Here is a 10,881-nt window from a genome sequence, read left to right as displayed (position 1 = left end):
GGAGTGAACTTTGTTGGCATGTAGTAAATGGAAAATGCGGATAAAGAAATTTTTAGTAGTAGTGCCTTTATTACTTGGGATTTTATTTGTAGGTGATACAAGTGCATTTGCTGAGGAGTTACCAGAGTATGTAGGAAAAACGATTAGTGGGCGTGTTACTTATCGTAGCGATCCAACTGGTTTTCCTATTCGTATGCAAGGTGAAGGAAGGGAAGGAAGGATAGAATTTAATTCACCAGTTAATATTTCTGGTTTTTCTTATTCTACTTCTTCTATGAAAAGTGATTTAGATGTAACGGTTTATTATGGTCCGGACGGTAGGATTACACAACGATTTTATAATAAAAAGGGTGAAACATCTAAAAGTTTTGTGAAAGGTATTATAAAAGGAGTTACTAAAATTGAATTTAAGGCGCCTAGTTATGATGGTTTATATTTAAATTCATTTTATGTTTTTGAATATCTTCAACCACCACCGAATGATGTTTCGGATATAAAAGCAGATAGTGTTTCACATAATTCTATAAAGTTAACTTATAAATTTCCAACTGAGAATTTTAGTAATGTAAAAATTTTTAGAGATGGGAAAGTAATTTCTGACAGTTATAAATCTGAATATTTTCTTGATACTGGTTTGAATCCTGAAACTGAATATACTTATAAGTTTGTTTCTGTTTCACCTAGTGGAAATCAAGAATCAAAAGGTATTGAATATAAAGTGAAAACTGATCAGGCTCCTGATTTAACGAAACCTTCAAAACCATCTAGTCCTATTCTTACACCTAAGGATGGTTCTTTGATTGTAAATTTAACGAATTATAATGCAGGTGTAAAAATTAAGGGGTATCACATTATTGTGGATGGTAAACAGATTAATGATTCTCTTGTTACAGCTCGTTCTTATGCTGTTAAAGGTTTAAAGAATGGACAAACATATCAAGTTCAGATTAAAGCTGTATCAGCTTGGAATGTAGAAAGTGATTTGAGTAATTCTGTTCCAGGTATTCCACAAGTACAAGTAATACCTGATATTGCTTTTAATTTTGGTCTTTCCGATTTAATAGAATCTATCAAAAACTGGTTCGGTGGAATTTGGCCTATTGTTGCGTTTAGTATTGCTATTCCATTAGCGTTTATTGTTGCGTTTAATACGAAGAAGTTATTTTTAAGGTAGGTGCTTAGTTTGATACAACCAGTTACATCTAAGGACTTAATACAATTTCTCCAGTATGCATTTCATGCTGGGGAAAACGTATTATTTCTAGCGTTTGTATTAATGATTACATTCTCTGTTGCTATAAGCATTAGAAGGATTATGGTGGGTTATAAGCAATCATGATGGAGAAGTTTGTTAAGTTCTTAAAAGGTGGATTTGAAGCGGTTATAAAGTCGTTAAAAACGTTTATTGATTTTTTAGCTACACCATTTCAATATCTACTGGATTTTTTAAAAGGAATCTTTTATTTCATAGAAAAGCTGTTTCAAGTTGTAGTAGCAATTATAAAATTATTCGTTGCCTTGTTTCAGTTTTTAGGTGCTGTAATAGCGGGATTCTTTAAAACTTTATTTCTATGGGTACAACCTAATTTTGATGGTGGGAATGTATCGTTTCCTAGTGCATCAATGAAAGGTTTCAAAGTGGCTACTGATATATTACTTCCTACTGGATTGCTTACAGTTATTCCGGCTGTGGTCACATGTTTTATTTGGTACTTGTTTGTTAAAAAGCTCATGGATCTATTCAGAGGTGGTCATCATTAATGAATGCGTTAATTGATACAATATTTAATCCTGTTCTTGGTTGGCTTGCACAAATGGCAAAGTATTTAAGTGATTTAAGCGTACCGGCAAGCCGTCCTTTGCGAATTAGTGATTACCTTGGAGTATTTGCTTATTTATACGGTTGGACAACCGTCATAACGACGTTATTCGCTTTAGTTTTCGTATATTTTGTTTGTTACATCATCATGACTTACAGTAGTTTGTTTATTCGATTTAAAGATACAGTGAAATGGTGGTAATGATATTGAATATTGTAGGGCAAGCAATTTTATTAATATTTTTTACGACAGTTGTTTCTTGGATGGTAATAGATACATTGAATTTCTTTAGAGGGATAGAAGAATGATTTATGCAATTTTGGGATTCATTAGTTGGATTTTGATTTTGATTTGTGAAGTAACATCGAGAAAAGGAGATTTAAAATAATGCAGGCTTTTAATGCGATGTTTGAATTATCAAGTGCGGTTTGTTTATCTATATTTCTTTTTATAGTTTTACCATATATGTTTTTCAAAAATAAAATGTCAAAGTGATAAAAACGAATTTTAAATATTAATTAGTTTATATAGTTCGTTAAAAAGATTCAAAATGTCATGGCAGCGGGACTAGATCCAAGAGATTTTGAAATGAAAAGACGAACGTTTTGGAGGTTTTTATAAATGTTAGCTAAAACGAAACGAAAAGTACAGCCACAATTTGAAGGGCATAGAGCGTTGATTATTAAGGAAGAAGGAACATGTGTAGTTGAACAGGTTATATCGTTTGATTCGGAGATTTTAGAAACGAGTACAGCCATGTTACCACGTGAGAATGAATTGAGATTACTTGATGATAATCATGGTTATGTGTATCACATTTATAACTTAGAAAAGCCCGCAAGAATTGAAGCGGAAAATTTGAAAATGTTACGTCGTTCTAGTGCATTGAAGGGTATTTTTGATTTTGATACAGGCAAGAAACCTTTTGACATTATTGGTTTTATGCCTTGGGTAATTATTGTATTGCTAGCTATTTTCAAATAATGGGGTGGAGTAAATGAGTGTTCAGGAAATGTTAACGAAAGATATTTTAGAAGAAGAAGGTTCAAATGAAACGATTGAGACTGTTCAACTGTTTCAATTCATGAAAAAACATGCTGTGCCATTAACAAAGAAACAACAAATGGCTATGTTATTGCTTAATGAAAATGGATTATCGGACATTTCTTTATATATTGCTGGAATGAAAGAAGAAGTATTGCCATTGAGTGAATACCACAAGACACTTGAAAAATTAACGCTTTCTGACCGAATTAAAGGTAATGCTAAATTAAGTCATTTACTGAAAGCAAATGCGAATCCTTCATTATCATTGTCAGCAAATAGTGCAAAAGTCGTTAAAGGGAATGAGTTAGCATGAACATAATGGTTTTTGAGGGCTTTCTCGGTAGCGGTAAAACGTTTGGTATGAGTTTGTTTGCAAAACACTATCAAGAAAAAAGTGGCTGTGCATTGTACAGTAATTACGGTTTAATTGGGTCTAAACCATTTGTAACTTTAGATACGTTTCATGATATTGCAAAAGAGAAGTCTAGTATTTTAAATCTTGATGAAGCGCACATTGATCTTGATGCTAGAAGTTTTTCGAGTAACTCGGTAAAGTTCTTTTCTCAATTGTCTTATTACCTTAGAAAATTACGTTGTACGTTGTTTATTACTTCACCATCATTTGATGATTTAGATTCACGTATAAGAGGTATTACAAACGTTCTCGTTAAGGTATCGAATGATAAAAACTATTTTTATTACAAAATGTATGATGTTCAATCTAAACGATATTTAAAAACAATGCGTATTCAAAAGAAGAAAGCTTTTGCTATTGGTTCAAAAGTTTATGATACGACAGCAATGGTTTCTCCAGTACAAGTTCCAGATAAACGACAAGACTTCATGGAATTTTTAGAAGCGTTGAAGTCGACCGCCGAAGAGTACGGACGCCAGTACAAGCATTCAGCGTAAGCTGTATGCGCGGTGCAGGCGGGAGGACTTCATAAGATTATATAAATTAAATAAGGAAGGTACGTTATAGATGGGAATTTTAAAGAAGAAAAAATTTAGAGAAGAAGTGAAAAGAATAAATAAAGCACATGGAGAAATGAGAGAATTTCTAGATTTGCTAGTGGATCGCCACGGGTTAGATGAGGAAGAAATAAATAATTGCGAAGTAATCAAACATCATTTTGATAATTTAGATGTGATGTTTAGTCAAATGGCAAAATAATGTTCGTGATTTAGGTGTGAAATGTAACGGCAGCCGTGCATATTTTTCTAGGGTTTTTAATGTAAATGCGAACATTTGGTATGAGGTGAAAAGATTTGATACATGTAGATTGGTTGAAAAGTATGGCGAGAGATGGATTATTTTACGGTTCATTCATTGTTGTAATTGTTTTCTTGCTAAATTGGTTTACGGGTTAGGTTTTAAAGGTCTTCCTTCGCTTTTGAGGTTGGAGATTGGCTGGGGTGTGGGGCTAGCCCCACATAGCGTAATGGGTAAATAGAATAAAAGAAAATATAAAGGTCGGTAGTACAAGCGTTTAGGCTCGTATAATGGATAGGCAAGTTGATAGTTAAATACATTCACTTTTGAGTTTATCGACTTGGCGATGAAGACAAACGAGCCTAAAAAAGTTATGCAAGAATGTAGCGTAGCGGAAAAGGTGGAGATTTTATGAAGCAGAGCGAAAGAAAATACTACCTGTTTCTTGTTTAACCTTTTAGCAAATACAGATAGAGGGTTGTTTTGATGGAGAATGTTATTGTTACGTTGTTTGGTACTCTAGGGATTTGTTTCTTGTTTAAAGGCATGCTAGATACTTTAAAAGAAGGGTGATATTTGTGGATTTGCCTGTTTGTAATGAAAAAGAAATTATTGTTTTATCTAAGACTTTGAAATATTTGAGAAGCGATCAATCTAATCAAGTCAAGGTACATAAAGAGTATTTAGAGGACAGAGGTTGGATTTTTGATGATTTAACTTATATAGATAATGATATTTATATAGTTTATAAGAAGGAAGTTGTGAAGCGAAACAAGGCATTTTAAGATGAATATTATATTTAGCAACCTTTTGCATAAAAATATTTACAAAAATATTTGCAAAAGGTTGTTTTTGCATATGCAAAATGATATTATTGGTATAGAAAGTTTTGGGAGGTTTTAGAATGACTATGGTTAAAGAAGAAAGAAAGAATCGAGTATTTCGTTTTACTGATAAAGAAGTTTCATTGATTGATGAATTGATAGATATTGAAAATGATAGAAGAATGACTATTGCTAAGGAAAATAAATTAATTTATAAACCATTAAATCGTACAAGCTTCTTATTAAGTTTGGTTGCTGAGAAAGAACGTTTTTATAAAGAGCAAGGAGAGATGTAAATGATTTCTGAAAAAGATTTAATGACTCTTAAAAAAGGTTTAAAAAAAGCAGAAAAAGCTGTAAAAGAAACAGAGAAAAGTAATTCTAAGGGTGGATCTGAAGCTGGTAAGCTAGCTGAAGATATAATGAAAGATGTTCAGGAAAGATTATCTAGAAGAATTTCTTCCAGTTACATAAAGTAGAAACATTGATTTATCAATGTTTGGTGTTTGTTTTTAATTAGTATTTAATCTATTTTGAGGTAGAGAGAATACTATGACCCTATCCTTTATAACATAGGGTCATAGTAAATAGCTGTTTTTGGGCATAAACCTATACGTACCAAGGGTTTAACCCAATGTCCACATTTTCGATTGTGGGGTTTTTGAAGAAAATAGTTTTTTGGGGGTTCTATCATGCCATCTTGTTACACAAAGAAAAAGGGCACTGATCGTAATGGCAACCCTCGTTTTCGTCCTGATGATAAGAAGTTTCTTTTTAACATTGATACGTTTTGGTATAACATAGATATTCTTAATTACAATGATGTTATGGAAAATGGTCTTTTAGATGAATTAGAAAGTGGTCGTGATTTTTATTTAGACCATGGAGAAGCTAAGACAATCAGTGTTCCGTTACCTAATTATGAAAATCCTTTAGTTTTTGAGGTTCAGTTAGGTCAGAAACCTTTGTATCAGTTTTCATTACGAAATGAGGATATTGCTATATATTTTGCTAGACGTTATAGAGATGACGGTCAGTATCCTATTAAAGTTCAAATAAACCAGTTTTTATTATGGGATAAAGGTTTGATTAATGCATATGCTGAAAGCCTTGGGGTGTTAATGTCATTCGGTTTTGCTACTGGTAAGGCAAAGATGAACCGTATTGACTTTGCTGTACATAGTGACCAATGGAAATGGATATTAGATGATTTAAAGACATTTGAATATCCTAGAAATTTTAAAGATGATAATAAACCTGATTTTTTCCGTCTAGATCCATGCAGCGGAGAATTTGAAACTGTATATTTTGGGAATCGTACTCGTTTGCAATTACGTATTTATAACAAAACTAAAGAGATTATGAAAAAAGGAAAAATGTATTTCTTAGATTTATATAACAGTCTAGGTATGGATACAGAAAATATATGGAACGTTGAATTTGAAGTAAGACGTGATTTTCTTAAAGAGTGTGAAGATGAAGAAGGTTTAAAGATATTTGATGATTTAGAAGAAGTTTTTAATCGTGATGGATTGGACAAGCTTTGGACGATGTTAATGGAGAAGTTTTATCATAAAAGCGCTTTTTGGACTGAATTAAGTAAAGGGGCTAAAGGAAAATTTGCTCGTACTACTGGATATTTAATTCGTACAAAAGATGTAGATTCTAATTTTGATAGAGAAGTAGCTCAAATAAGAGGGCGTTTGATGACAGCTGTTATTAATGATGAAAATTGTGATATAGAGACAGCAGTTAGGAAGTTTTTAATTAAGAATCGTCAGTATGAAGAGAAAAAAGGTAAATCGTTTGTTGAAGATGTAGAGAAAAAGAAAATGCTGTTGCATGATTATGAAATAAATAAAACCATAAAAAAAGAAACCCTTGAATAGACAAAGGTTTCACGTAAATATTCTATTGACTAGATAGAATATTCTTCACTCCTCTAGGTGACTAGTCTAGAGGAATTATAAGACTAAATTGATTGATTGATTGTACTTGTATTATACAAAGATTATAAAGAAACGTCTATGATTAAAGTCAGATTTGCGTCTGACTTTTTTGTTTTGCTTTCTGAAAAGTTTCTGATAAATGTCTGAAATAAGTCTGATGTTTGTCAGAATAATATATGATATAATTAATATACAGACTGGAAAGGGGATTGTTTGATTGTGAAAGTTATTGATATTGTTGAATTGACTAATGGTACAAGGACTATGCCTGACGTTGCGAAAGAATTAGGAATAAGTAAAGATACTTTGCGTAGGCGCTTGAATTCTGTAGGTTATAAATATGATAATTCATTAAAGAAAACTATTTATAAAGGTGAAGAGTCTGAAAAAAATCAGATAGATGAATTATTAATTTCAGACTTAATTCAGAAAAAGACTGAAAAAAATCCGAATAAAAATGAAGATAATCAGAAGAATGTCAGAAAAACATCAGAAAAAAATCCGAAAAAAAAGATTAAAAAATTAGATGATGAACAAAAAGAAGTCGGAAATAAATCAGAAAAAAATCAGAATGACTTTACTGAATCTGAAATATCGGCTTTAAAAGAGTTAGTACATATAGTGAAGAGTGATGAAGCTAAATTATTTTTAGAATTAGCTTCACTTCCTGAATCTAAAGAGAGTAAAAAAAGTTCTATTGTTATTAGTAAAGAAATCCATGAACAATTTGAGGAATTTGCAAAACCTTTTGGTAGCAAAAGAATTTCAAAATTTTCATTAATCGAATTGGCTTTATATGAATTTATGAAAAAGTACAGTTGAGAGTTTATGCTCTCAACTTTTTTTATGTGTTGTTTTTTATAAGGTGATTTTTGTTTATAGTAAGGTGTAAGGGTTTTTTTATTTTAGAAAGGGAGCAATAAAAAGTGGGCAGACATCGTATAGATCCAGACGAGAAAAAAGTGAAATTAAATGTTTCTATAAAGAAGAAGTATGTTGATTTAGTGAAAGAACAAGATAATCAATCTGAATTTGTAGAAAATGCAATTGTAGAACATTTAAAAAAGAACAAAAAACTGTAAAAAAAATTTTTTTGAAAAAAATGGTTGTGTTCTGTCCCTTTTTTTTGCTATAATCAGAACGTAAAATCTGGACTCGAAAATTTGTTCGGTTTTATGTTCGTAAAATTAGAATATGGAGGAATTACAATGCCAGTAGTTCAAATTGAAGGCGTATTTATGGGCGCAAGTATTATTACAAAAGAGTTCGAAGGGAACAAAAGAACAAGTTTGAGTATTGATTTGTATCAAAAAAATGATAATGGAAATGAAACAGTGAAAATTTCTAGTAAAGAAGTAGAACTGTTCCAACAGATTTCTGAGGGTTACAAATTAGGTACTCCATTTAAGTGTCTAGCAACTGTAAGTGCATATAAAAATAATGCATACTACAATTTGCAACAGATCGTTAAGTAGTACGAGGAATTATAAGACTGAAGTGATTGTGTGATTTTATGTTAGATAAAATCGATTTAAACGACTTGTACAAAACTTTTTCGGAAATTATGCCTAACTACTTAGTACAGACTAAGAACGGTAGTTTTGCAGTTTTCCAGACACTTACCTATGGTGATATGTTAATTAGTTTCTTGCTATTACTAATCTTGTTGGTGTTAACATTCAACTGGATCTGGAGTGCTTTGCGATGATTGAATTTAATTTAGAAAATTTATTAAACCAATATTCCCTGTTTGGACTCCCGTTTTTGCTAATCATCGTTTTCACATTGCTTAAAGATTGGCGGTTTGATAAATGAATGATTTAGCCTTTTTAGATATGATGTATTGGTTTTTTATGAACAATTCAGTTGTTTTATACTCGTTAGGTTTTATAACCTTTCTAGTATTCGTAATAATGATGTTCACCACCGTCAAAGCTTGGGGTGATGGCTATTAGTTTTAGCATGGACGTGGGAAGAATCTTGCAGTATGCCTTCAACATGTTTAGTTCAGTGTTACCAGTGATTTATTTATTCATTGGTGGGGCGTTTGCTATCTACTGTATCGGTAAAGTGTATAACACCTTTAGGAGTTGATTTTGAATGCCTGAATTTGGTTTCAGACCATCAATGTCTCAACTGTTCGGTAACTTTCATATGAATTGGTCAACAATGATGCCATTGTTAGTCATTTTGTTTGGTATACTGTTCGGATTTTTCGTAGCGCATTTAGTAAAAGACAAATTTGATGATTGATCGACTAGGAGGAATTTATTTTGGAAATGCCAAAAATTTCATTAACTTATAATCTTGCAGACGTTGCGAACGGTCTGACTAACTGGTTAGGCGCTTATTGGCCTATTATCGCATTCTCTGTTGCTATTCCGTTAACGTTCTTAGTAGCGTTTAACACTAAAGATTTATTTACTCGATAATCATCAAAATTCACTCCTTAAATAGCAAGAAATTAACTATAAATTTAATAAAACAATTAAATAGCTGGGTGGATCACCTAGCTATTTTTTGTTAGGAAGGATTGATATGAAAAAGCTAGCCATAATTTTTTTATGTACATTTTGTATTGTTAGCCATACGATCCCTGTGTTTGCTGATTCACCTAGTTTTCAATTGGTAGGGAGTAAAAATGTAACAATCGAGAATAATGGGATAGTTAATGGTAAATACAATTTGATTATTAGAGTTAACAATATGAAGGATGTATATAGTTTTCAGTTATCGGAATTGATGCTTGTTAATGATTGCTCGTTTCATGTTGGTAAATCAAAGTGGACTCGTCCAGAACAAGAAAAAAATGAGTTCCCTATTAACTGGAATCAGAATGGTACATACGCATTCTACATTTTTCATAATGGTAAAGTTTTAGGCTATGCACGTTTTAAGCTTAAAGGATTTAAAGAAAACGGTAGCGGTGGAGGAGAAACCGTATATTGGGGTAAAGGTGCTAAATATTACGATTTACCTGAAATTGAAAAGCCTAATCCTGAGGATTATGCGGATTATGATAATAAGAATGACGGAGTTTGTACAAATGAAAAAATTCCAGATGATAAACCACATGGCAGCGGTGATATAGATGAATCAAAAGACGAGAATAAACCACCTGTAGAAGGTGGCGGTGGTTCTGATAAAGCTGTTAAAGAAGCTTTAGAAAAGATTGTGAATGCGGTAAATGAAATTTCAAAGAATACGGGTGAAACGGCTAAAAATACAGGTGAGACAGCAAAGAATACAGGTGAAATTAAAAAGAACACGGATGAAATAGCAAAGAATACAAAAGAAATCGCGGATGCTGTTAAGGATATTAGGGATAATTTGAAGATTCCTGACGATATGGATTTGTCGATTAAACCTGTTCTTCCTGAGGATATTAAGCCTGATAAACCTAAACAACCTGATAAGCCTTTTGAAGACAAACAAGAGCACTTTAAAGAGGGTGAACAAGAGAAACCACCTGACAAACTTCCTGTTGCTCCTGAGCCCGCCGAATGTTGGGGGGATGTTTGTAAAGATAAAGATAATCAGAAAGAAGAAGATATGAAGAAAGAAAAAGATATGGATAAAGAAGAACCAATGAAGCCTGATAAACCAATGGAAAAGGAAGACATGAAACCAGATAAGCCAATGACTCCTGATAAGCCAATGGAAAAGGAAGACATGAAGCCTGATAAACCAATGACTCCTGACAAACCAATGGAAAAGGAAGACATGAAGCCTGATAAACCAATGACTCCTGACAAACCAATGGAAAAGGAAGACATGAAACCTGATAAACCAATGACTCCTGATAAGCCAATGGATCGTGAGGGAGAAATGAAAAAAGATAATGATATGAAACAAGATAAGCCAATGACTCCTTGGGAAGAAATGAAACCAAGTGACGAGGGGAGTGAACTTTGTTGGCATGTAGTAAATGGAAAATGCGGATAAAGAAATTTTTAGTAGTAGTGCCTTTATTACTTGGGATTTTATTTGTAGGTGATACAAGTGCATTTGCTGAGGAGTTACCAGAG

At 32.4% G+C, this 10,881-nt stretch carries 17 protein-coding genes; all 17 read left to right on the top strand.

What is annotated here, in order from left to right:
* The first annotated feature begins 34 nt into the window (after window positions 1–34).
* The 17 genes from GBN78_RS25875 (at window position 35) to GBN78_RS25805 (ending at window position 10,798) form a co-directional block, all read left to right on the top strand.
* Entirely contained in the window at window positions 35–1,174 is a 1,140-nt protein-coding gene (locus GBN78_RS25875; RefSeq protein ID WP_193224758.1) for a fibronectin type III domain-containing protein, read from the top strand.
* 161 nt (window positions 1,175–1,335) lie between these two features.
* Window positions 1,336–1,761, top strand: a complete 426-nt coding sequence (locus GBN78_RS25870; RefSeq protein ID WP_000970219.1) for a hypothetical protein — start codon at window positions 1,336–1,338, stop codon at window positions 1,759–1,761.
* Window positions 1,761–2,021 carry a hypothetical protein gene (locus GBN78_RS25865; protein ID WP_000992628.1) on the top strand — a complete coding sequence of 87 codons (261 nt, stop codon included), beginning with the start codon at window positions 1,761–1,763 and terminating at the stop codon, window positions 2,019–2,021. The genes GBN78_RS25870 and GBN78_RS25865 overlap by 1 nt, the downstream gene beginning before the upstream one ends.
* A 420-nt stretch (window positions 2,022–2,441) precedes the next feature.
* Window positions 2,442–2,804, top strand: a complete 363-nt coding sequence (locus GBN78_RS25860) for a hypothetical protein (RefSeq protein WP_000880242.1) — start codon at window positions 2,442–2,444, stop codon at window positions 2,802–2,804.
* Between the two features lie 13 nt (window positions 2,805–2,817).
* Window positions 2,818–3,180, top strand: coding sequence for a hypothetical protein (locus GBN78_RS25855; RefSeq protein WP_000116007.1), 363 nt, complete (start codon window positions 2,818–2,820; stop codon window positions 3,178–3,180).
* On the top strand, window positions 3,177–3,779 hold the full coding sequence (locus GBN78_RS25850) for a hypothetical protein (protein ID WP_152127857.1): 603 nt from the start codon (window positions 3,177–3,179) through the stop codon (window positions 3,777–3,779). The genes GBN78_RS25855 and GBN78_RS25850 overlap by 4 nt, the downstream gene beginning before the upstream one ends.
* Window positions 3,780–3,849: 70 nt before the next feature.
* Window positions 3,850–4,041: a hypothetical protein gene (locus GBN78_RS25845; RefSeq protein WP_152127856.1), complete on the top strand. Its 192-nt coding sequence runs from the start codon at window positions 3,850–3,852 to the stop codon at window positions 4,039–4,041.
* Between the two features lie 617 nt (window positions 4,042–4,658).
* Window positions 4,659–4,865 (top strand): hypothetical protein, encoded by a 207-nt coding sequence (locus GBN78_RS25840; RefSeq protein WP_152127855.1) that lies wholly within the window; start codon window positions 4,659–4,661, stop codon window positions 4,863–4,865.
* A gap of 119 nt (window positions 4,866–4,984) precedes the next feature.
* Window positions 4,985–5,200, top strand: coding sequence for a hypothetical protein (locus GBN78_RS25835; protein ID WP_152127854.1), 216 nt, complete (start codon window positions 4,985–4,987; stop codon window positions 5,198–5,200).
* Entirely contained in the window at window positions 5,201–5,383 is a 183-nt protein-coding gene (locus GBN78_RS25830; RefSeq protein ID WP_152127853.1) for a hypothetical protein, read from the top strand.
* 213 nt (window positions 5,384–5,596) lie between these two features.
* Entirely contained in the window at window positions 5,597–6,793 is a 1,197-nt protein-coding gene (locus tag GBN78_RS25825) for a replication initiation protein (RefSeq protein WP_152127852.1), read from the top strand.
* Window positions 6,794–7,072: 279 nt separating this feature from the next.
* Window positions 7,073–7,675 (top strand): hypothetical protein, encoded by a 603-nt coding sequence (locus GBN78_RS25820; RefSeq protein ID WP_226798496.1) that lies wholly within the window; start codon window positions 7,073–7,075, stop codon window positions 7,673–7,675.
* A gap of 104 nt (window positions 7,676–7,779) precedes the next feature.
* On the top strand, window positions 7,780–7,935 hold the full coding sequence (locus GBN78_RS30440) for a hypothetical protein (RefSeq protein WP_000532434.1): 156 nt from the start codon (window positions 7,780–7,782) through the stop codon (window positions 7,933–7,935).
* A gap of 126 nt (window positions 7,936–8,061) precedes the next feature.
* A complete protein-coding gene (locus GBN78_RS25815) occupies window positions 8,062–8,328 on the top strand; it encodes a hypothetical protein (RefSeq protein ID WP_098472922.1) in 267 nt (88 codons plus the stop codon).
* A gap of 625 nt (window positions 8,329–8,953) precedes the next feature.
* The gene (locus GBN78_RS30435; RefSeq protein ID WP_001113828.1) at window positions 8,954–9,106 is read left to right on the top strand and encodes a hypothetical protein; all 153 of its coding nucleotides are present in this window, start codon (window positions 8,954–8,956) and stop codon (window positions 9,104–9,106) included.
* 20 nt (window positions 9,107–9,126) lie between these two features.
* On the top strand, window positions 9,127–9,285 hold the full coding sequence (locus tag GBN78_RS30430; protein WP_000425805.1) for a hypothetical protein: 159 nt from the start codon (window positions 9,127–9,129) through the stop codon (window positions 9,283–9,285).
* A 106-nt stretch (window positions 9,286–9,391) separates the two neighbouring features.
* Window positions 9,392–10,798, top strand: coding sequence for a hypothetical protein (locus GBN78_RS25805; protein ID WP_152127851.1), 1,407 nt, complete (start codon window positions 9,392–9,394; stop codon window positions 10,796–10,798).
* The last annotated feature ends 83 nt before the right edge of the window (window positions 10,799–10,881 follow it).

The organism is Bacillus sp. B2-WWTP-C-10-Post-4 (assembly GCF_009183805.1).
GTDB lineage: Bacteria > Bacillota > Bacilli > Bacillales > Bacillaceae_G > Bacillus_A > Bacillus_A cereus.
This window is presented reverse-complemented; position numbering and strand designations above follow the sequence as displayed.

Coding starts and splice junctions, on each gene's coding strand:
- GBN78_RS25875 (WP_193224758.1), top strand. CDS start 35: ATGCGGATAAAGAAATTTTTAGTAGTAGTGCCTTTATTACTTGGGATT.
- GBN78_RS25870 (WP_000970219.1), top strand. CDS start 1,336: ATGATGGAGAAGTTTGTTAAGTTCTTAAAAGGTGGATTTGAAGCGGTT.
- GBN78_RS25865 (WP_000992628.1), top strand. CDS start 1,761: ATGAATGCGTTAATTGATACAATATTTAATCCTGTTCTTGGTTGGCTT.
- GBN78_RS25860 (WP_000880242.1), top strand. CDS start 2,442: ATGTTAGCTAAAACGAAACGAAAAGTACAGCCACAATTTGAAGGGCAT.
- GBN78_RS25855 (WP_000116007.1), top strand. CDS start 2,818: ATGAGTGTTCAGGAAATGTTAACGAAAGATATTTTAGAAGAAGAAGGT.
- GBN78_RS25850 (WP_152127857.1), top strand. CDS start 3,177: ATGAACATAATGGTTTTTGAGGGCTTTCTCGGTAGCGGTAAAACGTTT.
- GBN78_RS25845 (WP_152127856.1), top strand. CDS start 3,850: ATGGGAATTTTAAAGAAGAAAAAATTTAGAGAAGAAGTGAAAAGAATA.
- GBN78_RS25835 (WP_152127854.1), top strand. CDS start 4,985: ATGACTATGGTTAAAGAAGAAAGAAAGAATCGAGTATTTCGTTTTACT.
- GBN78_RS25830 (WP_152127853.1), top strand. CDS start 5,201: ATGATTTCTGAAAAAGATTTAATGACTCTTAAAAAAGGTTTAAAAAAA.
- GBN78_RS25825 (WP_152127852.1), top strand. CDS start 5,597: ATGCCATCTTGTTACACAAAGAAAAAGGGCACTGATCGTAATGGCAAC.
- GBN78_RS25815 (WP_098472922.1), top strand. CDS start 8,062: ATGCCAGTAGTTCAAATTGAAGGCGTATTTATGGGCGCAAGTATTATT.
- GBN78_RS30435 (WP_001113828.1), top strand. CDS start 8,954: ATGCCTGAATTTGGTTTCAGACCATCAATGTCTCAACTGTTCGGTAAC.
- GBN78_RS25805 (WP_152127851.1), top strand. CDS start 9,392: ATGAAAAAGCTAGCCATAATTTTTTTATGTACATTTTGTATTGTTAGC.